This is a genomic window from Delftia sp. ASV31, from assembly GCF_016428765.1.
Classification (GTDB): domain Bacteria; phylum Pseudomonadota; class Gammaproteobacteria; order Burkholderiales; family Burkholderiaceae_C; genus Comamonas; species Comamonas acidovorans.
This window is the reverse complement of sequence record NZ_JAELTK010000016.1, coordinates 1-22,647: the sequence shown is the minus strand read 5'-3', so window position 1 is coordinate 22,647 and position 22,647 is coordinate 1. Positions and strand designations below refer to the sequence as shown.

At 69.3% G+C, this 22,647-nt stretch carries 23 protein-coding genes; 14 read left to right on the top strand and 9 right to left on the bottom strand.

Annotation, left to right across the window (positions count from 1 at the left end; all coding sequences use genetic code 11):
• Nucleotides 1-10: 10 nt before the first annotated feature.
• From JHD82_RS08200 to JHD82_RS08170, 7 genes are all read left to right on the top strand, one after another.
• A complete protein-coding gene (locus tag JHD82_RS08200; protein ID WP_199135945.1) occupies nucleotides 11-973 on the top strand; it encodes a VOC family protein in 963 nt (320 codons plus the stop codon).
• A 51-nt stretch (nucleotides 974-1,024) separates the two neighbouring features.
• Nucleotides 1,025-2,002: a tripartite tricarboxylate transporter substrate binding protein gene (locus tag JHD82_RS08195; protein ID WP_199135944.1), complete on the top strand. Its 978-nt coding sequence runs from the start codon at nucleotides 1,025-1,027 to the stop codon at nucleotides 2,000-2,002.
• Nucleotides 2,003-2,040: 38 nt separating this feature from the next.
• A complete protein-coding gene (locus JHD82_RS08190) occupies nucleotides 2,041-2,262 on the top strand; it encodes a recombinase-like helix-turn-helix domain-containing protein (RefSeq protein WP_012202895.1) in 222 nt (73 codons plus the stop codon).
• A 24-nt stretch (nucleotides 2,263-2,286) separates the two neighbouring features.
• Nucleotides 2,287-3,312 carry an aromatic ring-hydroxylating dioxygenase subunit alpha gene (locus JHD82_RS08185; RefSeq protein WP_012202896.1) on the top strand — a complete coding sequence of 342 codons (1,026 nt, stop codon included), beginning with the start codon at nucleotides 2,287-2,289 and terminating at the stop codon, nucleotides 3,310-3,312.
• On the top strand, nucleotides 3,309-4,268 hold the full coding sequence (locus JHD82_RS08180; protein WP_012202897.1) for a PDR/VanB family oxidoreductase: 960 nt from the start codon (nucleotides 3,309-3,311) through the stop codon (nucleotides 4,266-4,268). Before JHD82_RS08185 ends, JHD82_RS08180 begins: the two co-directional genes overlap by 4 nt.
• A 79-nt stretch (nucleotides 4,269-4,347) precedes the next feature.
• Nucleotides 4,348-5,415 carry a porin gene (locus JHD82_RS08175; RefSeq protein ID WP_199135943.1) on the top strand — a complete coding sequence of 356 codons (1,068 nt, stop codon included), beginning with the start codon at nucleotides 4,348-4,350 and terminating at the stop codon, nucleotides 5,413-5,415.
• A gap of 29 nt (nucleotides 5,416-5,444) precedes the next feature.
• Nucleotides 5,445-6,740: an MFS transporter gene (locus JHD82_RS08170; protein WP_199135942.1), complete on the top strand. Its 1,296-nt coding sequence runs from the start codon at nucleotides 5,445-5,447 to the stop codon at nucleotides 6,738-6,740.
• Nucleotides 6,741-6,746: 6 nt separating this feature from the next.
• Here the strand turns inward: JHD82_RS08170 and JHD82_RS08165 are convergent, their stop codons facing one another.
• Nucleotides 6,747-7,655 carry a LysR family transcriptional regulator gene (locus tag JHD82_RS08165; protein WP_199135941.1) on the bottom strand — a complete coding sequence of 303 codons (909 nt, stop codon included), beginning with the start codon at nucleotides 7,653-7,655 and terminating at the stop codon, nucleotides 6,747-6,749.
• Nucleotides 7,656-7,727: 72 nt separating this feature from the next.
• Between JHD82_RS08165 and JHD82_RS08160 the strand changes: the two genes are divergently transcribed.
• Genes JHD82_RS08160 through JHD82_RS08150 form a run of 3 tightly spaced genes read left to right on the top strand, consistent with a single transcriptional unit; the run spans nucleotide 7,728 to nucleotide 9,958 of the window.
• Nucleotides 7,728-8,402: an HAD family hydrolase gene (locus tag JHD82_RS08160; RefSeq protein WP_199135940.1), complete on the top strand. Its 675-nt coding sequence runs from the start codon at nucleotides 7,728-7,730 to the stop codon at nucleotides 8,400-8,402.
• Nucleotides 8,403-8,430: 28 nt separating this feature from the next.
• The gene (locus JHD82_RS08155) at nucleotides 8,431-9,573 is read left to right on the top strand and encodes a DSD1 family PLP-dependent enzyme (protein ID WP_199135939.1); all 1,143 of its coding nucleotides are present in this window, start codon (nucleotides 8,431-8,433) and stop codon (nucleotides 9,571-9,573) included.
• Nucleotides 9,563-9,958 (top strand): RidA family protein, encoded by a 396-nt coding sequence (locus JHD82_RS08150; protein ID WP_012202904.1) that lies wholly within the window; start codon nucleotides 9,563-9,565, stop codon nucleotides 9,956-9,958. The genes JHD82_RS08155 and JHD82_RS08150 overlap by 11 nt, the downstream gene beginning before the upstream one ends.
• Before the next feature lie 32 nt (nucleotides 9,959-9,990).
• On the opposite strand, the gene corA is transcribed toward JHD82_RS08150, so the two are convergent.
• The 4 genes from corA to tsaB all read right to left on the bottom strand — a co-directional run bounded on the left by corA (nucleotide 9,991) and on the right by tsaB (nucleotide 13,314).
• Entirely contained in the window at nucleotides 9,991-10,977 is a 987-nt protein-coding gene (gene corA / locus JHD82_RS08145; protein WP_012202905.1) for a magnesium/cobalt transporter CorA, read from the bottom strand.
• 173 nt (nucleotides 10,978-11,150) lie between these two features.
• Entirely contained in the window at nucleotides 11,151-12,062 is a 912-nt protein-coding gene (locus JHD82_RS08140; RefSeq protein WP_199135938.1) for a uracil-DNA glycosylase family protein, read from the bottom strand.
• Nucleotides 12,053-12,577 carry a ribosomal protein S18-alanine N-acetyltransferase gene (gene rimI, locus JHD82_RS08135; RefSeq protein WP_013804496.1) on the bottom strand — a complete coding sequence of 175 codons (525 nt, stop codon included), beginning with the start codon at nucleotides 12,575-12,577 and terminating at the stop codon, nucleotides 12,053-12,055. The genes JHD82_RS08140 and rimI overlap by 10 nt, the downstream gene beginning before the upstream one ends.
• Complete coding sequence (gene tsaB, locus JHD82_RS08130; RefSeq protein ID WP_199135937.1) at nucleotides 12,574-13,314, bottom strand: tRNA (adenosine(37)-N6)-threonylcarbamoyltransferase complex dimerization subunit type 1 TsaB; 741 nt, start codon at nucleotides 13,312-13,314, stop codon at nucleotides 12,574-12,576. The genes rimI and tsaB overlap by 4 nt, the downstream gene beginning before the upstream one ends.
• A 102-nt stretch (nucleotides 13,315-13,416) precedes the next feature.
• On the opposite strand from tsaB, the gene dacB reads away from it, so the two are divergent.
• The 3 genes from dacB to JHD82_RS08115 all read left to right on the top strand — a co-directional run bounded on the left by dacB (nucleotide 13,417) and on the right by JHD82_RS08115 (nucleotide 17,041).
• The gene (gene dacB / locus JHD82_RS08125; RefSeq protein WP_233174666.1) at nucleotides 13,417-14,952 is read left to right on the top strand and encodes a D-alanyl-D-alanine carboxypeptidase/D-alanyl-D-alanine-endopeptidase; all 1,536 of its coding nucleotides are present in this window, start codon (nucleotides 13,417-13,419) and stop codon (nucleotides 14,950-14,952) included.
• Between the two features lie 252 nt (nucleotides 14,953-15,204).
• Nucleotides 15,205-16,338: an SGNH/GDSL hydrolase family protein gene (locus tag JHD82_RS08120; protein WP_199135935.1), complete on the top strand. Its 1,134-nt coding sequence runs from the start codon at nucleotides 15,205-15,207 to the stop codon at nucleotides 16,336-16,338.
• A 31-nt stretch (nucleotides 16,339-16,369) separates the two neighbouring features.
• Nucleotides 16,370-17,041: an OmpW family protein gene (locus tag JHD82_RS08115; RefSeq protein ID WP_012202911.1), complete on the top strand. Its 672-nt coding sequence runs from the start codon at nucleotides 16,370-16,372 to the stop codon at nucleotides 17,039-17,041.
• Nucleotides 17,042-17,105: 64 nt separating this feature from the next.
• Here the strand turns inward: JHD82_RS08115 and JHD82_RS08110 are convergent, their stop codons facing one another.
• Nucleotides 17,106-18,644, bottom strand: coding sequence for a CoA-acylating methylmalonate-semialdehyde dehydrogenase (locus tag JHD82_RS08110; protein ID WP_013804491.1), 1,539 nt, complete (start codon nucleotides 18,642-18,644; stop codon nucleotides 17,106-17,108).
• An 82-nt stretch (nucleotides 18,645-18,726) separates the two neighbouring features.
• On the opposite strand from JHD82_RS08110, the gene JHD82_RS08105 reads away from it, so the two are divergent.
• Nucleotides 18,727-19,713, top strand: coding sequence for a LysR family transcriptional regulator (locus tag JHD82_RS08105; RefSeq protein WP_199135934.1), 987 nt, complete (start codon nucleotides 18,727-18,729; stop codon nucleotides 19,711-19,713).
• A 13-nt stretch (nucleotides 19,714-19,726) separates the two neighbouring features.
• Here the strand turns inward: JHD82_RS08105 and JHD82_RS08100 are convergent, their stop codons facing one another.
• From JHD82_RS08100 to iolB, 3 genes are read right to left on the bottom strand one after another with little or no spacing between them, the layout of a single operon-like run.
• Entirely contained in the window at nucleotides 19,727-20,707 is a 981-nt protein-coding gene (locus JHD82_RS08100; protein ID WP_199135933.1) for a tripartite tricarboxylate transporter substrate binding protein, read from the bottom strand.
• Nucleotides 20,708-20,749: 42 nt separating this feature from the next.
• A complete protein-coding gene (locus JHD82_RS08095; RefSeq protein ID WP_199135932.1) occupies nucleotides 20,750-21,769 on the bottom strand; it encodes a tripartite tricarboxylate transporter substrate binding protein in 1,020 nt (339 codons plus the stop codon).
• 44 nt (nucleotides 21,770-21,813) lie between these two features.
• The gene (iolB, locus tag JHD82_RS08090; protein ID WP_199135931.1) at nucleotides 21,814-22,617 is read right to left on the bottom strand and encodes a 5-deoxy-glucuronate isomerase; all 804 of its coding nucleotides are present in this window, start codon (nucleotides 22,615-22,617) and stop codon (nucleotides 21,814-21,816) included.
• Nucleotides 22,618-22,647: the final 30 nt, after the last annotated feature.

Sequence of the window (22,647 nt, the reverse complement as noted above, 5' to 3'; positions counted from 1 at the left end):
GGGAATCGACATGAGCGTACTGGGCATAGACGAAATCACCTACGGCGCGGACGACCTGGCCACCTGCCGCCGCTTCTTCCTGGACTGGGGCCTGGCGCTGGTGCAGGAAGCGGACGACCGGCTGGTGTTCGAGACCCTCAACGGCTGCCGCGTGATCGTGGCCGCCGTGGACCATCCCGATCTGCCGCCCGCCATCGAGGCCGGCCCCACGCTGCGCGAAGTGGTCTGGGGTGTGGAAAGCGAGGCGGACCTTGCGCTGTACGCCAGCCGCATTGCCGCGCTGCCAGGCTTCTCGCAGGGCCAGGGGCGCATAGGCTGCACCGACCCCAACGGCCTGTCCGTGCGCCTGCAGGTCACGCAAAAGCGTGATGTGGATGTGCAAGGCGCCGCCTACAACACCTGGAACCGCAAGGACCGCGTCAACCAGGCCAGCCCCGCCTACGAACGCGCCCAGCCCATCGAGGTCGGCCATGTGGTGTTCTTCGTCAAGGACGTGCAGGCCTGCGAGCGCTTCTACGTGGACAACTTCGGCTTCGCAGCCTCGGACCGCTACCCCGAGCGCGGCGCCTTCCTGCGCTGCGCACCCGACGGCGGCCACCACGACATCTTCCTGCTGCAGCGCCCGGCCAAGGACGCGGGCCTGAACCACGTGGCCTTCACGGTGCGCGACATCCACGAGGTCTTCGGCGGCGGCATGCACATCTCGCGCCGCGGCTGGGATACCCAGCTGGGCCCGGGCCGCCATCCCGTGTCCTCGGCCTATTTCTGGTACTTCCGCAATCCGGCCGGCGCCCTGGTCGAGTACTACGCCGACGAGGACCAGCTCACCGCCGACTGGCAGCCGCGCGAGTTCGAGCCCGGCCCCACGGTGTTTGCCGAATGGGCCATCGATGGCGGCATCGACGGCAACACCCGGCGCCAAAAGGGCGTGGGTACCAGCGACGGGAAATTCATCACCGACAAGCGGCATTGAGACCGCGCCTGACGGCCTACCCCCACAACCCAACCACCCCACGGCCTCCCCATGAACAAGACACGTCGCCAGGTTTCTCTTGCCGCTGCATTCCTGGCTGCAGCCACGCTGTCCGGCACCGCGATGGCCCAGGCCTATCCGGCCAAGCCCATCACCATCATCGTGGCCTATCCGGCCGGTGGCGACACCGATGCCATGGCGCGCCTGTATGCCGAGAAGCTGTCCACGCGCCTGGGCCAGCCCGTGCTGGTGGACAACCGCCCCGGTGCCAGCGGCACCATCGGCAGCGTGCATGTGGCCAAGGCCGCGCCGGACGGCTACACCCTGCTGCTGGCGCCCAATACCTTCGCCATTGCGCAGTTCGTGCTCAAGACGGCCTCGGGCTCCAGCTACGACGTGCTGCATGGCTTCACGCCTATCGTGCAGACCAGCGTGCAGCCCATGTTCGTGGCCACCAACCAGGCCTCGGGCATCAAGGACATGAAGACCCTGATCGCCCAGGGCAAGCGCGACGGCCTGACCTATGCCAGCCCCGGCAGCGGCTCGCCCATGCACATCCTGGGCGAGATGTTCAACCGCGCCGCCGGCACGCGCATCGCCCACATCCCCTACAAGGGCGTGGCACCCGCCGTCAACGACCTGATCGGCGGCCATGTGCCCACGACCTTCATGACCTGGGGTCCGATTGCGCCCTACATCGGCGGCAAGGTCACCGCCCTGGCCGTGGCAGACAGCCAGCGCAGCGCGCTGGCCCCCAATGTGCCCACCCTGGCCGAGCTGGGCGTCAAGGACGTGGAAGTGTCCGCATGGCAGGGCCTGTTCGGCCCCAAGGGCATGTCGCCCGAGACCGTGAAGCTGCTGAACACGCACCTCAACGAGATCCTGAAGATGCCCGACGTGGTCTCCAAGATGGCCACCTTCGGCGCGCTGCCCGCAGGCGGCGATCCCGCGAGGCTTGAGAAGACCAATGCAGCGGACTTCAACCGCTTCGGCAAGCTCATCAAAGACCTGGATATCAGGGCTGATTGAGCACCCCCCACACAAGACAGTTTTCGAAGGAGAGAACCATGGCCGCTGATCGCTATCTCGAGCCGCACCAGGCGCGCGAACGTGCCCCCACCCTTATGGAAGACCTGCTGGGCGATTCCATCGAACGCGCCTTCGGCGAAGGCGTGCAGACCCTGCCCGAACTGGTGGCCTATCTCAACCGCAGCGGCCCCGCCGGCGAGAACGGCCAGGCCTGGACCGAAGACAGCTTCCAGGCGCTGATGGCGCGGCTGGGCTATTGATACCGAGCAGGACTGGAGAGCCCCATGAACGTACAAACCATCACCATCGATCCGGTGGACGGCCTGCTCAACAAAGGCCTGAAGAACCTCTGGTACGCGGTCTGCCCCTCGGACTTCGTGAAGACCCAGCCCGTGTCGGTGCGCCGCTTCGGCCGCAAGATCGCGCTGTGGCGCGATGCCGCCGGCCAGGTCCACGCGCTGGAAGACCATTGCCCGCACCGCGGCGCGCCGCTGTCTCAGGGCGTGATCCTGGGCGACCGCCTGGCCTGCCCCTACCACGGCGTGGAAGTGCGCGGCGACGGCACGGTGACCAAGGTGCCCGGCAGCCCCGGCTGCAAGCTCGAAGGCTCGCGCGCGGCGCTGGCCTTCCATGCGCGCGAGGCCCATGGCGCCATCTTTCTCTACAACAGCGACAAGGCCGTTGACGAGGCGCCCGAGTTCACGCTGCCCGAGGAGCTGACCTCGCCCGAGTACTCCAACTTCCTGTGCTATGCCGAGTGGCGCAGCGACTACCGCTATGCGCTGGACAACGTCATGGACCCCATGCACGGCACCTTCCTGCACAAGCAGTCGCACTCCATGGCCGAGGGCGACAGCAAGGCCACGTTCCAGGTGCGCGAGACCGATGACGGCTTCGTCTTCGAGAAGGTGGGCCAGCGCGGCGTGAACTTCGACTGGACCGAGTGGGGCAGCACGGGCGTGCACTGGATGCGCCTGGAGATTCCGTACCCCAAGACCGGCGGCCCCGGCGGCAACTTCGCCATCGTGGCCTGCGTCACGCCCATCAGCGCCGACCTGTGCGCCGTGTTCTTCTGGCGCTGCCGCAAGGTGCAGGGCTGGATGCGCGACACCTGGCGCTTCCTCTACCGCAACCGCCTGGAGGCGCGCCACTGGGCCGTGCTGGAGCAGGACCGGATCATGATGGAGCAGATGGAGCTGGACGCCAACGAGCGCGAGAACCTCTACCAGCACGACATCGGCCTGGTGCGCCTGCGCCGCCACCTGCGCCGCCTGGCCCAGGAGCAGATCGACGAAGGCGCCGCATCATGAGCACCAACCTCCAGGCCTTCGTGCACACGCTGCGCTTCGAGGCCCAGGACACCATCAGCGTGGACCTGCGGCCCGTGGCGGGCGGGGAGCTTCCCGCCTTCACGCCGGGCTCGCACATCGATCTGCACCTGCCCAACGGCCTGGTGCGCAGCTACTCGCTGAGCAACCCCAGCGAGGAGCGCCACCGCTACGTGGTCGGCGTGCTGCGCGACCGCGCCAGCCGCGGCGGCTCGCGCTGCGTGCACGAGTCGCTGCGCGTGGGCATGCCCATCACCATCTCCGAGCCGCGCAACCATTTCGCGCTGGACGAAAGCGCCGCGCACACCGTGCTGGTGGCCGGCGGCATCGGCATCACGCCGCTGCTGTGCATGGCGCGCCGGCTCAAGGGCCAGGGCCGCTCGTTCGAGATGCTGTACTTCGCCCGCGAGCGCAAGGGCGCGGCCTTCCTGGAAGAGCTGCAGGCGCTGGGCATGCCGCTGCACCTGCACTTCGACAGCGAGGCCGGCGGCCCGCCCGACCTGCGCGCGCTGCTGGCCCAACGCCAGCCGGACGCGGGCACGCACCATTACGCCTGCGGCCCCACGCCCATGCTGGACGCCTTCGAGAAGTTCTGCGCCGAGCTGGGCCACGCCAACGCCCACGTCGAGCGCTTCACGCCCGTGGAGGTCAAGGCCGCCGACGACGCGCGCAGCAACTACACGGTGGAGCTCAAGCGCAGCGGCCGCTTCATCGAGATCACGCCCGAGAAATCGCTGCTCGACACCCTGCTGGATGCCGGCATCCAGATGGACCACAGCTGCTGCGAAGGCGTCTGCGGCTCCTGCGAGACGCGCGTGCTCGAGGGCATTCCGGACCACCGCGACTCGGTGCTCAGCCCCAAGGAAAAGGCCAGCAACAAAGTGATGATGGTCTGCGTTTCCGGCTGCAAGAGCGAGCGACTGGTCCTGGATATCTGAGCAGGCAATCAGACCTGCAAGGCAACAACCCACCACCCCCAAGCCACCCCAAGCCACCACCCCCAGAGGAGACAACCCCATGAAAACCATCCATACGCCCATGCTGGGCGTGGCGCTAGCCTGCCTGGCATCCTTGCCCGGTGCCGCTTCGGCGCAGTCCAAGGTCGAGATCTTCGGCGTCGTCGATGTCGGCGTCACGCACCTGAACGGCTCCGGCCCCTCCAAGACCGGCCTGTCCACGGGCGGCGCCAACATCAGCCGCATCGGCTTTCGCGGCACGGAAGAGCTGGGCGGCGGCCTGCGTGCGGGCTTCTGGCTGGAGGCGGGCATGGACGTGGACAGCGGCTCGGGCAAGGCCAGCGGTGGCGGCCTGAGCTTCAACCGCCGCTCCACCGTGAGCCTGTCGGGCGACTTCGGCGAAGTGCGCCTGGGCCGCGATGACTCGGCCACCTTCCTGAGCACGCTGATCTTCGACCCCTTCCTCACCAACGGCGTGGGCGGCACCATGGGCTTCACCATGCTGGGCATTCCCGGCACGGGCACGGCCACGGGCGGCGCGCCCATCCAGATCAGCAACGCGGTCAGCTACTTCCTGCCGCAGAACCTGGGCGGCTTCTACGGCCAGGTGCAGGTGGCCATGGGCGAGCAGGCGCGCAGCGCACCCAACAAGAACCAGGGCGACTACCGCGGCCTGCGCTTCGGCTACCGCCAGGGCCCCTTCAACGGCGCGCTGGCCACGGGCAAGTTCTATGGCGACAGCGATGCGACCAACCTCACGGCCAGCAACGTGGGCCTGAGCTGGGACTTCGGCGTGGCCAAGCCCATGCTGCTGTGGGCCAGCGAAAAGCGCGGCGCCCTCAAGGTCACCGCCCTGCAGCTGGGCATGACCGCGCCCGTGGGCATGGGCGAGTTCAAGGCCTCCTACGGCCACTACAACACCGACGGCAGCAATGCCGACTGGAACAAGATCAGCGTGGGCTACGGGCACAACCTGTCCAAGCGCACCCAGGTCTACGGCACGGTGGCCTTCCTCAAGAACAAGGACGGCGCGGCCAAGTCCATCGGCGTGCAGGGCCTGTCGGCCCCGGGCACCACGCTGGGCGGCCGCTCCTCCGGCTTCGAGGTGGGCGTGCGCCACTTCTTCTGATACAGCCCATCGGGCGATAGAGACTTGCCATGAAAGATATGCGTGCGGCCCGCTGGTGGGGGGTGATCAGCCTCTTCATCATCGTCGCCATCTCCTATGTGGACCGGATCAACCTTTCGATCCTCATCCTCGACCAGGGATTTCTGGACCACATCGGGCTGACGCACGACGACCGCACGCGCCAGGGCCTGCTGGCCACGGCCTTCATGGTGGGCTACGGCGTTTCTTCCTTCGTGTTGACGCCGTTTTGCGCGGCGCTCTTCGGCGTGCGCCGAAGCCTGGTGGTCGGCCTGCTGCTGTGGGGCGCCGTGTCCTTTCTGTCCCCGGCCATGAACAGCTACGGCCTGCTGCTGGCCTCGCGCATCCTGCTGGGCATCTCCGAAGGGCCGCTGTACTCGCTGGCGGGCAGCTACATCAAGGCGCATTTCCAGAGCCACGAGAACGGCCTGCCCAACTCCTTCGTGAACATGGGCACGGGCCTGGGGCTGGCGGTGGGCTACCCGCTGATCGGCTACCTGGTGGCCGGCCATGACTGGCAGACCTCGTTCCACGTGCTGGGCCTGATCAATGTGGCCATCGGCATCCCGCTGGTGCTGGCCTTCATCCGCATGCCCCGCGTGGACGCCGGCATGCCGCGCCCGCGCTCGCTGGGCGAGGCGGTGGGCCAGGTCGGCCAGATCGTGCGCGGCGCCATGCACACGCGCTATCTGGTGCTGGTGGCCGTGCTGTCGGCGGCCTTCTTCTCCTACCTCTGGGGCAGCAGCAACTGGCTGCCGGCCTATCTGGAATCGCGCGGCTTTTCGCTGCGCGAGATGGGCTGGCTGGCCTCGCTGCCCCAATACGCCACGGTGCTGGCCGTGCTGGTCGGCGGCATCGTCATCGACCGCCTGCCGCGCCGCCAGGTGCCGCTGATCTTCGTCGGCGGCAGCCTGGGCCTGGCGCTGGCCATCTGGCTGGCCATCCACATGGACGACCGCTACGCGGCGGCCTACTGCCTGATCGCCGCCAACTTCTGCTGGGGCCTGATGAGCCCGGCCATTCCCAGCACCGTGCAGTACTGCGCGCGGCCCGAGCATGTGGCCAGCGCCTACGGCGTCGTCAACGGCACGGCGACCCTGGTGGCGGGCTTCATGCCTGCGCTCATGGGGGCCGTCATCGGCTGGACCTCGCATTCGGCCGGTGGCGGGTTCGTCGCAGGCTTCAGCCTGCTGGTGGGCACGCAGCTGGTGGTCATGGTCTGTGGCCTGGTGCTGTGGCTGCGCGAGCGCGGCCAGGGCGCCGACGGTGCCAGCGATGCCCGGGACACCTCCGCGCGCACGGCCTGATCTGCACTACAGCGCGCCCGCTGCGGCGCACTGCTCCAGAAACGTCACCAGGGCCTGCACGCGCGCCGTGCGGCCCTTGCGCGTGGGCACCAGCAGGGTGACGGGCGCGCTGCCGAAATGCCAGTCGGGCAGCACGCGCACCAGCCGGTCCTCGGCAATGGCCTGCTCCATGTCCCATTGCGAACGCAGCACCAGGCCCAGGCCCTGCTCGGCCCAGTGGCGGGCCACGCCGCCATCGTTGGTGACGTAGGACGGCGTCACGCGCAGGGTCTGGCCGTCCACGGCACGCCGGCTGGTGGCGGGGCGCAGGTGCCACAGCGTCACATCCTCCTCGTTCTCGCGGATGCAGATGCAGGCGTGCTCCAGCAATTCTCGCGGCGTGGCGGGCGTGCCGTGGCGGCGCAGGTAGTCGGGGCTGGCGCACAGCCAGCGGTCATTGGCGGCCAGTTCGCGCGCGACCCAGGAGGAGTCGCGCACCGCGCCGATGTGGACCACGGCGTCGGCATCGTGGCGGTCCGGGAAGGGCGTTTCGCGCAGGTCCAGCTGCAGTTTCAGTTGCGGGTGCTGGCGCGTGAAGGGCACCAGGGCCGGGGCCAGCCGGCTGCGCCCGTAGCCAAAGGGCGCGGCAATGCGCAGCGTGCCGCCCAGCTGGCAGGCATCGCCGTGCAGCGAGTCGCGCAGCTCCTCGATCTGGCCCAGCAGCCGCACGGCCTCGCGGGCGAAGCGCTCGCCCTCGGGCGTCAGCGCCAGGCGCCGCGCGCTGCGGTTGGCCAGGGACAGGCCCAGTTCGGCCTCCAGCCGGCGCAGCCGCATGGACAGGGCGGGCGGTGTCACGTCAAGCGCACGGGCTGCCGCGCTCAGCGAGCTTTCGCGCAGCAGGGCGGCGGCAAGCTGCAGGTCTTCGATGGCAATCATTCAATTTGCCTTAACGATTGATGACGGCGGATTTAACCACGGGCACAGGTTCCATCCGTACAGTTCCAGGCCATGAACACCCCAGCCCCACTGACGGAACCGACCGCCGCCGCCTGGCCCCGTGCCGTGCTTTTCGACCTGCTGACCGCCTTGCTCGACTCCTGGACGGTATGGAACAGCGCTGCCGGCAGCGAGGCCGCAGGGCGCGACTGGCGCGCCGAGTACCTGCGCCTGACCTATGGCTGCGGCGCCTACCAGCCCTATGAAGACCTGGTGCGCGAGGCGGCCCGCAACCGGGGCCTGCCCGCCTCGGCCGCCGACCGGCTGGAGGCGCAATGGGACCAGCTGCAGCCCTGGGATGGCGCGCGCGAGCTGCTGGCCGCCCTGCGCCCGCACTGCCGCCTGGCCGTGGTGACCAATTGCTCCGAGCGCCTGGGTCAGCGTGCCGCTGCGCTGCTGGGCGTGGAGTGGGACGTGGTGGTGACCTCGGAAGCAGCGGGCTTCTACAAGCCCGATCCCCGGCCCTACCAGCTGGCGCTGGACCGGCTGGGGCTGCCTGCGGACCAGGCCGCCTTTGTGGCCGGATCGGGCTATGACCTGTTCGGCACCTCGGCCGTGGGCCTGCGCACCTTCTGGCACAACCGCGTGGGTCTGTCACGGCCCGATGGAGCGCCTGCCGCCGAAGCTGAAGCTTCCACGCTGGCCCCCGCCTTGCCCTGGCTGCGCGGTTTTGCCGCAGGCCGCTGACTGTGCCAAGTCTTTTTCAGGAGCCGCCATGCAAGACACTCTTTTGACGCTGGACACGCCCGCTGCCGTGATCGACCTCGACCGCATGCAGCGCAACATCGCCCGCATGCAGCAGCGCATGGACGCGCAGGGCGTGCGCCTGCGCCCCCATGTGAAGACCAGCAAGAGCGTGCCCGTGGCCGCCGCGCAGCGTGCGGCCGGGGCCTCGGGCATCACGGTCTCCACCCTGAAGGAGGCCGAGCAGTTCTTTGCGGCAGGCACCACCGACATCCTCTATGCAGTCAGCATGGCGCCGCACCGCCTGCCGCAGGCCCTGCAACTGCGCCGGCGCGGCTGCGATCTCAAGCTCATCGTGGACAGCGTGGCGGCGGCCCAGGCCATTGCCGCGTTCGGCCGCGAGCAGGGCGAGACCTTCGAGGTGTGGATAGAGATCGACACCGACGGCCACCGCTCCGGCGTGGGCGCAGACGATACGCCGCTGCTGCTGGCCATTGGCCGCACGCTGCACGACGGGGGCATGCGCCTGGGCGGCGTGCTCACGCATGCGGGCTCCAGCTACGAGTTGGACACGCCCGAGGCGCTGCAGGCCCTGGCCGAGCGCGAGCGCGCCGGCTGCGTGCAGGCTGCCGAGGCCCTGCGCGCGGCCGGCCTGCCGTGCCCCGTGGTCAGCGTGGGCTCCACGCCCACGGCGCTGGCGGCCAGCCGGCTGGACGGCGTGACCGAGGTGCGCGCAGGCGTCTACGTGTTCTTCGACCTGGTGATGCGCAACATCGGCGTGTGCACGGCCGAGGACGTGGCGCTGTCGGTGCTGGCCACCGTGATCGGCCACCAGGCCGACAAGGGCTGGGCCATCGTGGATGCGGGCTGGATGGCCATGAGCCGCGACCGCGGAACGGCCCGGCAGAAACAGGATTTCGGCTACGGCCAGGTCTGCGACCTGCAGGGGCGGGTGATGCCGGGCTTCGTGCTCACGGGCGCCAACCAGGAGCACGGCATCCTGGCCCGGGCCGATGGCACGGCGGAGGCCGACATCGCCACGCGCTTTCCCCTGGGCACGCGGCTGCGCATCCTGCCCAACCATGCCTGCGCCACGGGCGCGCAGTTCCCGGCCTACCAGGCGCTGGCGGCAGATGGCTCGGTGCAAACCTGGGAGCGGCTCCATGGCTGGTGAAAACGGGATCGATCTGCGCCATGCATCGCCGAACCTGCCTGCGCCGGGCGGCCACTACAGCCACACGGCCACGGGCCAGGGGCTGGTCTTCGTGTCAGGGCAACTGCCCATACGGCCCGACGGCACGCGCCTGGTGGATGCCGGTTTCGAGGACCAGGCCCGGCAGGCGCTGGCCAACCTGGCAGCGGCGCTGGAGCTGGCCGGCAGCGGCGTGCCGCGGCTGCTGCAGGTGCGCGTGTACCTGGACGACATGGCGCACTGGCCAGCCTTCGACCGCATCTACGCGGACTGGGCCGGCACGCACCGGCCCGCGCGCGCCGTGGTGCCCACGGGGGCGCTGCATTTCGGGTTGAAGGTGGAGATCGAGGCCGTGGCGCTGGCCTGAAGAAAACCCCGGCCCGAGGGGGCCGGCTGCCGCTACTTCAGCCAGCCGCGCTTGCGGAAGTAGAGCATGGGCCCCACGGCGCTGAGCACCATGAGCGCGATGACGTAGACGTAGCCGAACTCCCATTCCAGCTCGGGCATGAAGCGGAAGTTCATGCCGTAGACGCTGGCGATCAGCGTGGGCGGCAGCAGGGCCACGCTGGCCACCGAGAAGATCTTGATGATCTTGTTCTGGTTGATGTTGATGAAGCCGACCGTGGCATCCATCAGGAAGTTGATCTTGTCGAAGAGGAAGGCCGTGTGGCTGTCCAGCGATTCGATGTCGCGCAGGATCTGGCGCGCTTCCTCGAACTGCTCGGCATTGAGCATCTTGGAGCGCATCATGAAGCTGACGGCGCGGCGCGTGTCCATGACGTTGCGGCGGATGCGGCCGTTCAAGTCTTCCTGGCGCGCGATGGCGCCCAGCACCTCGCGGGCCACGTCGTCGGTCACGTCGCCGGACAGCACCATCTGGCTGGCCTTTTCGAGGTCGTCGTAGATGCGCTCCAGCGTGTCGGCCGAGTATTCGGCGTCGGCGTCGAAGAGCTTGAGCAGCACGTCCTTGGCCTCGTCGATCAGGCCCGGCGCGCGGCGTGCGCGCATGCGCAGCAGCCGGAAGACCGGCACGTCCTCGTCGTGGATGGAGAAAAGCACGCCGCAGCTGCGCAGGTTCTTGTTGTGCTCGTTGACGATGAAGGCCACGCGCACCGAACGCGGGTCCTCGTCATCGTCGATCAGGAAGTCGCTGCGGATGTGCAGCTCGCCGTTGTCTTCCTCGTAGAAGCGGGCCGATTCCTCGATGTCGTCGTCCATCGCATCCTCGGGGATGGACAGCTCGTAGTGCTGCTTGATCCAGCGCTTTTCCTCGACCGTGGGCGACTCCAGGTCCACCCAGATCGGCTTGAAGCGGGACAGCTCCTCCAGCGACTCGATCTCTTCTTGAACCAGGCGGCCATTGGCCAGCGTAAAGATGTTGAGCATAGGCTCACTCCAGGTGTTCTTCTCAGGCGTGCGGGGTATCGGAGGTGCTTTCAACCCCACAGGCCAACCGGGAGTTGAAAGCTACCAACTGGGGTAGGTTTCCACGGAGCTTTCTCCAAGATGCAAAGCGTTGGATTATGCAGCGTTGCGCTGCAGCATGCGGGCCGGCTGCGCTATTCGGAAGCGGCTCCAGGGGGCATCTGGCGGCCTGTCACAAAAGCCTGCGCATGGCACAGGTCGGCCCAGGCGCCGGCCTTGGCCTGGGGGGCGCGCAGCAGGTAGTTGGGGTCGTAGCTGACCACGGCGGGCACGCCCGCAATGCGGTGCGGCTCGGCGCGCAGGCGGCCCAGCGCCTCCTGGCGCTGCAGCACGGCGCGCGCCGTGGCCAGGCCCAGCACCAGCACGCAGGCCGGGCGCAGATCGCGCAGCAGCGCCTCCAGCGATGGCTGCAGCGCCGGGACCTCAGGCGCCTCCTGGCCTTCGGCCGCAGGCTCCACGCGGTGCAGGGCGGCGCTGTACAGGCGCGGATGGTCCTGCAGGTTCAGCGCGCGCAGCATGTTGTCCAGCAGCCGGGCCGCGTCGCCTTCCAGCGCGGTGCGCGCGCAGTCGGGGCCGGGGCGCTGGGCGGGTGGCAGGGGCAGGGAGTTGGCGGGCGGCTCCAGCAGGATCAGCCAGCCGCCTTCGCCGCCATCACCGGCAGGCGGCGTTGCCGCATACACGGGCCGCACGGGGCCCAGGCGCCAGCCCAGCCCCGGGGCGCCGGCGACGGGCTGCTGCACGTAGCGGCGCGGCGGGCGTTCGCGTTCGGGAATGACGGGTGCGGGAGAGGCGTGCACGGGTGCGGGAGGCGGTGGCGCCTGGACAGGCGCCGGTGCAGCAGGCGTCGGGGGGGGCGCCTCCTGCACGGGCGGCGGCACGGGGCGGGCCGCCGGCGGCTCTGCCAGGGGCGCCGCTGCAGGCGCATCGGCGGGCGCAGCCAGGGCCTCGGACAGCACGGCAGGTGCGGTCTCGGGCTCGGGCAGCCAGACGGTGATGCCCATGGCGTGCAGCATGGCCCGCTGGCGGGTGTCTAGATTCAGGGCCATAGCTTGAGGCTCATGAGCACGGCATGCTCGCGCGGGCCGTCGTGCATGGGGTAGTAGTTCTTGCGCAGGCCCACCTCCTGGTAGCCATGCGCGGCGTAGATGCTGCGTGCGCGGACATTGCTCTCGCGCACTTCCAGCCAGATCCATTGGGCCTTGCGCTGGCGCGCCCACAGGGCCAGCGCGTCCAGCAGGATGCGGGCCCAGCCCTGGCGCTGGCGCGACGGGGCCACGGTGATGTTGAGCAGGTGGACCTCGTCGAGCACGATCATGGCGACGAAGTAGCCCACCAGTTCGCCCCGCGCATCGACCAGCAGCTGCGCTTCATTGCCGGCCGCCATGGCATCGATGAAGTTGCCACGGGACCAGGGATGCGAGTAGGCCTGCTGCTCCACGGGCAGCAGCATGTCGAGCGACAGCACGTTCAGCGGCTCGAAGCGCACGCTGTCCCGCTCGGGCGCCGGAGCGTCGGTCAGGGGCGGCTGCGGCCGCGAGGGCTGTGGCGTGTGCGTGCTCATGGTGCGGGTGGGGTGGCCTCTGGAGTGGGCGTGGCCAGGGCCAGCGCGGCGGCGGCCTTGGCAGCCTCCCGCTCGGCCGTGGTCTGCGCGACTTTATCGCGGATGTAGCGCGGCAGGGCCTGGTCGGCCGGCAAGGCGCGGTCGGCCGCCAGCAGGGCCGGGGCCAGGCGCAGCATGGCGGCGGCGGTGGGCAGGGCGGCCAGGTGGCTGGCCTGGGGCGCCAGGCGCTCGCCGTAGGCGGCCAGGGCGTTGCCGGCCACCACGGTGCCGGGCGGAAGTTGCAGGCCCTCGGGCGCGCACAGGCCGAAGTCGCCGCTTTGCTCGCCAATGTCGTTCCAGCGGCCGTCGCTCCAGTGGTAGGCGGCGTGGTAGACCTCGTTCATGCGCGCATCGATCACGGCGATGAGGTCGGTGCAGCCGTATTGCACGCGCGCCTGCTCGGCCACGGCCAGAAGGCTGTCCATGGGCAGCACGGGCACGCGGGCGGCAAAGGCCAGCCCCTGGGCCACGGAGCAGGCCGTGCGCAGGCCCGTGAACGAGCCCGGACCCCGGCCGAAGACGATGGCCTGCAGCTCGGCGAATTCCAGGCCGGCCTGGGCCATCAGCGCCAGGATGGCGGGGATCAGCTCGGTCGAGGTCTGCGGGCCACCGGGGCCGCTGTGCTCCCAGACGGCATCGCCGCGCTGCACGGCGATGGAGAGGGTGTCGGTACTGGTGTCTAGGGCAAGAAGATTCATGGCTTGGGGCAGGCGGCGGTGCCGCAGCAAGTGCAGGATTATCGGTGCCTCGCCCGTCCCGCGCCCGGCAGGGCTGCAATGACCGGCGTAGACTTGCCTGCCATGTTGCATCTTTCGACGTCTTCTTCCCTTATTTCCTCGATTTCCTCCGCCTTCTCACTCGGAACGCCGCGTTCACGCCGGGGCCTGGCGGCCGCGCTGCTGGTGGCGTCTGTCCTGCCCGGCGTGGCAAGCGCCCAGGCAGATGCGCCCACCTCGCCGGCCTCGCTGTCCACCAAGACTGCACGCGAAAGCCGGCTGCCCCCGGCCGTGGAGGCGGCGCTTGCGCGCGCCAAGCTGCCGCGCGACGCGGTCTCGGCCCTGGTGGTCGAGGTCGATGGCCGGGCCGCCCCGCGCCTGGACTGGCAAAGCCATGTGGCCATGAACCCCGCCTCGGTCATGAAGCTGGTCACCACCTATGCGGCGCTGGACCAGCTGGGTCCCGCACATGTCTGGCGCACGCCCGTCTTCCTGGGCGGGCCGGTGCAGGACGGCGTGCTGCGCGGGCCGCTGTACATCCAGGGGCAGGGCGATCCCAAGCTCGTGATGGAGCGGCTTTGGCTGATGCTGCGCCGCCTGCAGGGCATGGGCATCAAGGTCATCGTGGGCGACATCGTGCTGGACCGCAGCGCGTTTTCCGTGAGCGGCCATGACGCGGCCACCTTCGACAACGAACCCTGGCGCCCCTACAACGTGGCGCCCGACGCGCTGCTGGTCAACTACAAGGCGGTGACCGTGGGCTTCACGCCCGACGCGGCGGCGGGCGTGGCGCGGCTGCAATACGATCCGCCGCTGGCCGGCATCCAGCAGCAGGAAACCGTGCCGCTGGCGCCGGCCGGCAGCGAATGCGGCGACTGGCGCGCCCGGCTGCAGCTGGACATGACCGACCCGCTGCGCATCGCCTTTGCCGGCCCGTTCCCGGCCAGCTGCGGCGACAAGAGCTGGTCGCTGGCGCCGGCCCAGCCCGAGGCCTTCGCGGCCCGCGCCATCGAGGGCATGTGGCGCGAGCTGGGCGGCAAGCTCACCGGTACCGTGCACGACGGCCGCGTGCCGGCCGGGCTGCAGCCAGCGTTCCAGAGCGAATCGCCCTCGCTGGCCGAGGTGGTGCGCGACATCAACAAGTACAGCAACAACGTCATGGCCCAGCAGGTGTTCCTGACCATGGGCATGCAGCGCACGGGCGTGGCCAGCTTCGAGTCCTCGCGCCAGGCCCTGGGCCAGTGGTGGCAGGCGCGCTGGGGCGCGGCCGAGCAGCCCGTGGCCGACAACGGCGCGGGCCTGAGCCGCGAGGCGCGCATCACCGCCTCGGGCCTGGGCCGCATGCTGCAGCAGGCCTGGGCCTCGCCGGTGATGCCGGAGTTCGTGGCCTCCATGCCCATCGTCGGCGTGGATGGCACGCTGCGCCGCAGCCTCAGCCGGGCCCAGGGCATGGCGCATCTGAAGACCGGCACGCTGCGCGATGCCTCGGCCCTGGCCGGCTATGTGGACGGGGCCAGCGGCCGCCGCTACGTGCTGGTGGCCATGGCCAACCACGCCAACGCCCCGGCCGCGCGCGCGGCCTGGGATGCGCTGGTGGACTGGACGGCGCGCGACCGCTGACCGGGCGCCTTCGCGTCTTGTGCAGGGCCTGCTTTCGCAGGCCCTTTTTCATTGTTTTTCCAGCAAGGACGTTGTCCTACCCACGGGCGATGCGGCGGTCCTTATCGTCTGTTCGCCCGCGTGCGAATTGCCTTGTCGGCGTGCGATTCCTATCCGTAGTTGCCCGGTGTCGCCAATGCGCAAGTGTCGTTACGATGGCTTTAGCAAAAAAGCACGGTCGTGCTATTCATAACACTTCACGGAGATTCCATCTTGGCAAATCGTTATCGAATCCTCGCGGCCGCTCTGGCCACGGCCGGCCTGCTGGCCGCATGCGGCGGCGGCAGCGGCGCTGACACCACCCCCCGCGCCAAGATCACCTCCGTCAAGGTGATGGGCGACAGCCTCTCCGACAGCGGCACCTTCGGCTACAAGTTCACCGTGCAGAACGCCACGCTGACGGGCGCCGGCTCCAACCAGGTCTGGGCCGAGCGCGTGGCGGGCCTGTACAACATCTCCCTGTGCCCGCGTTTCAACGGCACGGCCTTCACGCCCAACACGGCCTGCAACAACTACGCCGTGGGCGGTGGCCGCATCAACTACACCAGCGCGCCCACGGCGCCCATCTCCATCACGCAGCAGATCCTGCTGGCGGGTGCGGCGGGCTTCACGGCCGATGACCTGGCGGTGATCGACGGCGGCGCCAATGACGCGGCCGACGTGGTCGGCGCCTTCCTGGCCGCCTCCAGGGACCAGGGTGCGAGCTTCAAGGCCCTGCTGTCCACCAAGATCGACGCGGCCACGCTGGGCGCGCTGCTGCAGCAGGGCCAGGCCGGCATGGCCCAGGCCGGTGGCCTGTACATGCAGAACCTGGCCAAGGGCTTTGTCTCCAGCATCCAGACCAATGTGCTGGGCAAGGGCGCCACGCGCGTGGCCATCCTCAACGTGCCCGCCATCACGCTGACGCCGCGCTTCCAGCTGGTGCTGCAGTCCGTGGCCCAGCAGCAGGGCTCGGCCGCCGCCGCGCAGCTGGAGACCGTGTTCGACGGCTGGGTCAAGGCCTTCAACCAGCAGGTCGCGGCCGGTTTCACGGGTGAGAACCGCGTGGCCATCATCGACTTCTACAGCGAGTTCCGCCAGCAGATGGCCGACCCCGCCCAGTACGCCTACACCAACGTGAAAAAGCCGGCCTGCCCGGCCACCGGCGTGGGCGCCGACGGCCTGCCCACCTACAGCTTCCCGACCTGCACCGAGGCCGCGCTGTCCGCCTCCATTCCCGTGGGCGAGACCAGCGCCAACTGGTGGAAGAGCTATGCCTTTGCCGACAGCTTCCACCCCACGCCTTACGGCCACCAGCAAATGAGCCAGCTGGCCTCCCGCACCCTGGCCCGCGCCGGCTGGCTGTGATAGCAGACACGCAGCACGAGGAGACACATCCATGAAGACATTCCTGCGTATCACCGCCGCCGTGGCCATGGCCACGGCCTGCATGGCCGCCACCGCCCAGTCCGCCGGCACCTGGAGCGTGCGCCTGGGCGCCACGCGCATCGATCCCCAGACCAGTAGCGGCTGGCTGAGCACGCCCAGCTTCCCCGACACCCGCGTGGACGTGAAGGCCAACAGCCAGCTCACGGGCGGCGTGACCTACATGGTCACCAACAACTGGGCCATCGACGTGCCCGTGGGTCTGCCGTTCAAGCACGACTTCGTGGGCGATGGCGCCATCTCCGGCACGGGCAAGCTCGGCCGCACCAAGGTGCTGCCCGCCACCGTGTTCGCGCAGTACCGCTTCGGCGAGGCCAACTCCGCCTTCCGCCCCTACCTGGGCCTGGGCGTGACCTATGCCAAGTTCTTCGGCGAGCGCACCACGGCCTCCCTCAACGGCCTGACCGGTGGCACGCTGGCCAACCCCACCACGGCCTCGGTGGACAGCAAGTGGGGCCTGACGCCGCAGATCGGCTTCGTCTACAGCTTCAACGAGCGCTGGTTCCTGGACGTGGCCTACTACAAGAGCTTCCTGAAGACCACGGCACACCTGTCCTCGGGCCAGAGCGTGTCGCTCAAGCTGAACCCGAACGTCTACGCCATCGGCATCGGATACCGCTTCTGACAGGTCGCAGTCCCCAAAGAAAAACCAGCCCGCGGGCTGGTTTTTTCATGGAGCGGGCCTGCGCCTACTTGGCCGTGGGCATCACGAATTCCGCGCCCTTGGGCGTGCTCTCGGGCCAGCGCTGCATGATGCTCTTTTGGCGGGTGTAGAAGCGCACGCCTTCCTCGCCGTAGGCATGCATGTCGCCGAACAGGCTGCGCTTCCAGCCGCCGAAGCCGTGCCAGGCCATGGGAACGGGAATCGGCACGTTGATGCCGACCATGCCGACCTCGATGCGGCGGCCGAACTCGCGCGCCACGTTGCCGTCGCGTGTGAAGCAGGCCACGCCGTTGCCGAACTCATGGTCGTTGACCAGCTGCACGGCCTCGGCGAAGTCCTTGGCGCGCACCACGGCCAGCACGGGGCCGAAGATCTCTTCCTTGTAGATGCGCATGTCGGGCGTGACATGGTCGAACAGCGTGCCGCCCAGCCAGAAGCCGCCCGAGGTGTCGGTGCCCGTGGCGGCGCCGGCCGCCTTGCCGTCGAAGCCCCGGCCATCGACCAGCAGCTGCGCGCCTTCCTTGACGCCCAGGTCGATGTAGCCGCTGATGCGATCGTGTGCGGCGCGGGTCACGATGGGGCCCATTTCCGCGGCCAGGTCCTCGCCGTCCAGCACCTTCAGGGCCTTGGTGCGCTCGATCAGGCGCGGCAGCAGCTGGTCGGCCACGTCGCCCACCAGCACGGCCACGCTGATGGCCATGCAGCGCTCGCCGGCCGAGCCGTAGCCGGCGCCGATCAGTGCGTCCACGGCCTGTTCGATATCGGCGTCGGGCATGACCACCATGTGGTTCTTGGCGCCGCCCAGAGCCTGCACGCGCTTGCCGTGGCGGGCGCCCGTCTCGTAGATGTAGTTGGCAATGGGCGTGGAGCCGACAAAGCTCACGGCCTTCACCTGGGGATGCTCGATCAGCGCATCCACGGCTTCCTTGTCGCCCTGGACCACGTTGAACACGCCGTCGGGCAGGCCGGCCTGCTTGAGCAGGTCGGCGATCAGCAGCGAGGGCGTGGGATCGATGGGGCTGGGCTTGAGCACGAAGGTGTTGCCCGCCGCAATGGCCACCGGGAACATCCACATCGGCACCATCACGGGGAAGTTGAACGGCGTCACGCCCGCCACCACGCCCAGCGGCTGGCGCAGCGTCCAGTTGTCGATGCCGGTGGAGACCTGGTCGGTGAAATCGCCCTTGAGCAGCTGCGGGATGCCGCAGGCGAACTCCACGATGTCGATGCCGCGGCTGACCTCGCCCTGCGCATCGGTGAAGACCTTGCCGTGCTCGGCCGTGATGGCGTGGGCCAGTTCGTCCTTGTGCTGGTTGAGCAGCTCGAGGAAGCGGAACATCACGCGCGCCCGGCGCAGCGGCGGCGTGTCGGCCCACTTGGGGAAGGCCGCCTGGGCGGCCGCCACGGCGGCATCGACATCGGCGCGCGAGGCCAGGGCCACGCGGCCCGTGACCTGGCCGGTGGCCGGGTTGGTCACGTCCTGCTCGCGGCCGCTGGCACCTGCCGTGCGCTGGCCGTTGACGTAATGGACGATGGAAGCGAAGGAGGTGTTTGCGGTGTTCATGCCAGCCAGTCTAGGAGTGCGCCTTCGGCCTGCCTAGGCGCTGCGCTTGAATTGATTGTTCATTTTGCTGAACAATCTCTGCATGGCAAATGAAAAACCCGATGCCAAGGCCGAGGCCTTGTGGAGCCACCTGCACTGGCTGGTCGTGCTGGAGCAGCAAGGCAGCTTCACCTCGGCCGCCGCGCGCCTGGGCGTGAGCAAGGCGGCCATGAGCCAGCGCGTGGCCGAGCTGGAGCGCGCGGCCGGCGTGGCCCTGGTCACACGCACCACGCGCAGCGTGCGCCTGACCGAAGCGGGCCAGCGCCTGGTGGACGAGACGCGCGGCGCCTTCGAGCACATCGCCGACAGCTTTGCGGGCGTGCGCGACCTGGCTGCCGAGCCGCGCGGCCTGCTGCGCGTGACCGCGCCCGTGGCCTTCTCGCGCCAGCAGCTCATGCCCCGGCTGCCGGCCTTCCTGCGCGCCCATCCGCAGATCCGGCTGGAGCTGGACCTGTCTGACCACCTGCGCTCGCTGGCGATGGAGGGCTTCGACATCGCCGTGCGCCATGCCTCCACCCCGCCCGAAACCCATGTGGCCTGGGCGCTGGCGCCCACGCGCTCGCTGCTGGTGGCCAGCACGGACTACCTGGCCGCGCACGGCACCCCGGCCACCCCGCAGGACCTGGCCGCGCACCAGTGCCTGCACTACCCGCGCACCCAGGGCGCCATGGCCTGGAGCTTCGTGCCCGCCTATGCCGGTGCGTACGCCGGTGCGGACGCCAGTGCAGACGCCAGTGCAGACGCAGTACGCACCGTCGTGCCCGTGGCCGGCGGTTTTGCCGCCAACAACAGCGAAATGCTGCGCGATGCCGCCATGGCAGGCCTGGGCATCGCCCTGGTGCCCGACTTCAGCGCCCAGTCGGGCCTGGCCTCCGGCCACCTGCGCGAGGTGCTGCCCGGCTGGCGGCCCGTCGACGCCTTCGGCGAACAGCTGTTCGCCATCCGCCCCTACGCCAGCCACGTGCCGCGCGCGGTGGCGGTGTTCGTGGAGTTCCTGCGGGCGTCGTTTGCGGCAGGGTTCATTCGGTGAAGGCTGCTGCCCCTCAGGCCTTGATCCCCAGCTTGTCCACCAATTGCTTGAACACCGCGTTGTCGCGGTCGATCACGGCCTTGAATTCGGGCTGGTCCAGGTAGCCCTCGCCCATGTTCTGCTTGGCCATGGTTTCGCGCAGGACGGGGTCCTTGAGGGTCAGGGCCATGGCCTTGCGCAGGGTCTGGACCACGGCGTCGGGCGTGTTGCGGGGCACGGCCAGGCCTCGCCAGCCGCCGATGAGCAGGTCGATGCCGCGCTCCTTGAGCGTGGGCACGGCTTCCCAGCCGGCCTGTATGCGCTGCTCGGCCATGATGGCCAGCGGGCGGATCTTGCCGGCCGCCACATAGGTGGCCACCTCCACGGGCGTGACGGCCACGGCCTCGATGTGGCCGCCCAGCAGGTCGAGCACGGCAGGGTTGGCGCCGCGGTAGGGCGCGTGGTTGAACTTCACGCCCGCCTTGTCCTGCAGCGCGGCGGCGGCCAGGTGGCCCAGCGAGCCCGGGCCGGCGTTGCCGATGCGCACCGCTGCCTCGTCCTTGCGCGCGGCGGCGATCAGTTCCTCGATGCTGCGATAGGGCGAGTCGGCACGCACGGCGATGGTGGCGGGGTCGGCGTTCAGGCGGGCCACGGGCAGCACGGCGTCGGAGCTGATCTTGGTCAGTCCCATGTGCGGGATCATGGTCAGCTCGACGGTGATGATGCCGATCTTGTAGCCGTCCGGCCTGGCATTGGCCAGCTCGGTCCAGCCCACGGCGCCGCTGGCGCCTGCGCGGTTGAGCACGATCAGGTCCTGCGGCAGGTGCTTGCGCGCCACCTCGGCCAGCGCGCGTGCCAGCACGTCGGTGCCGCCGCCAGCGGCAAAGGGCACGATGAGTTCAATGGGGCGCTGGGGCCAGGCGCCGGCCGGTGCCTGCGCCATGGCGGGCAGGACCGGCGTTGCGGCCAGGGCGGTCAGCGAGTGGATGAATTGGCGGCGGGATGCGAGGGTCATGGCTTGTCTCCGGGATCTTTTTTATGTGGCGATGTCTGCGCTTCAATCCATTTTGATGTTGGCGGCCTTGATCACGCCGCTCCACAGCGCCTGTTCCGAGCGCACGAAGCCTGCGAACTGCTGCGGCGTCATCTCCATGGGCTGTATGCCGATCTCTTCGAGCTTGGCACGCGTTTCGGGGTGGCGCAGGGCGGTGGCCAGGCTTTTGTTCAGGCGCTCGGTGAGCGCGGGGCTCAGGTGGGCGGGGCCGACGAAGCCCTGCCAGGCATAGGCTTCGAAGCCGGGCACGCCGGCTTCGGCCATGGTGGGCACGTCGGGCAGGATGGGCAGGCGCTGGGGCGTGGCCACGGCCAGCACGCGCAGCTTGCCCGCGCGGATGGCCGAGATGCTGGGCGGCAGGTCCACGAACATGGACTGGATCTGTCCCGCCATGAGGTCCTGCAGCGCCGGGGCCGAGCCCTTGTAGGCCACGTGCAGGATCTGGGTGCCCGTGCGCTGCTTGAACAGCTCCAGCGCCACGTGCAGCGGCGAGCCCGGCCCCGACGAGGCCGAGGAGATGCCGCCCGGCTCCTTGCGCGCCATGGCCAGGAATTCCTGCACGTTCTTCGCAGGGAAGGACGGATGCACGGCCAGCACCAGCGGCATGCGGCCCAGGCCGCCGATGTAGCTGAAGTCCTTGCCCGCGTCATAGCTCAGGCGCGCATACATGGCGGGGTTGAAGGCCAGCGTGCCCGAGTCGGCCGTGCCCAGCGTGTAGCCATCGGCCGGGGCGCGTGCGATCAGCGTGGCACCGATGATGCTGGCCGCGCCGGGGCGGTTGTCCACCACCACGGGCTGGCCCAGGCCCTTGCCCATCTGCACGGCCAGCTGGCGCGCGATCACGTCGGTGGTGCCGCCCGGTGCGTAGGGCACCACCCATTTGACGGGCTGGGTGGGCCAGGCTGGCGCACTCTGGGAGGACGGGGCTGGGGCGGATTGCGCCTGGGCGGTGCCCATGCCCAGCGTCAGCAGGGCGCAGGAAAGCCAGGCCTGGCGGTGCAGGGCCATTGGGTTGAACAGCATTTTTTGTCTCCGGTGGTTTTTATGGGTGTCTGCTGCGCCGTGCGTCAGCGCGGCCGCAGCATCCATTCGTGCGCGGGGTCGTTGCGGAAGGCCCAGCGCCGCTCGGGCCCGGCCATGGTGTTGAGGTAGTAGAGGTCGTAGCCGTGCGGGGCCACGCAGGGGTGGTAGCCGCGCGGCACCATCACGGTGTCGCGGTGCTCCACCGCCATGGCCTGGTCGATGCTGCGGTCATCGGTGTAGACGCGCTGGAAGGCAAAGCCCTGGCTGGGGTTGAGCAGGTGGAAGTAGGTCTCCTCCAGCACGGTCTCGGCGTCCGGCGCGGCGGGGTCGGCGCTGTCGTGCTTGTGCGGCGGATAGCTGGACGAGTTGCCTGCAGGCGTGATGACCTCGACCACCAGCAGGGACTCGGCCGCCTCGGTCTCGGGCAGGATGTCGCAGACATGGCGCGTGTTGCTGCCCTGGCCGCGCACGCTGCGGCGCATGCTTTCGGGCGCGATCACGCGCGTGGCATGGCGGCCCGTGGCGGGTGCGGCGCTCAAGGCAACGTCGGCCGGGCCGCGCGCCGTGATGCGCAGGCTTTGGCCGGGCGGCACGTAGACGGCCGTGGGCGCACCCTCCTCGAACACGCTGGCGCGGCTGCCCAGGGCGCTGAACGCCTGGCTGCCGACCTGCACATCCACCTGGCCGGTGAGCACGGTGATGCAGTATTCAAGCGGGCCCGTGGACAGCTCCTCCTGCTCGCCCGCCTGCAGCCTCAGGGCCTTGAAGTGGATGTGCTTCCAGCCCGCGCTGGCGGGCGTGATGTCGGTGACGACGCGGCCGGGCGCGGCCTTGACGAGAAGGCTCATTGGGAGACCTTCGCCCTCACGGGCTGCGGT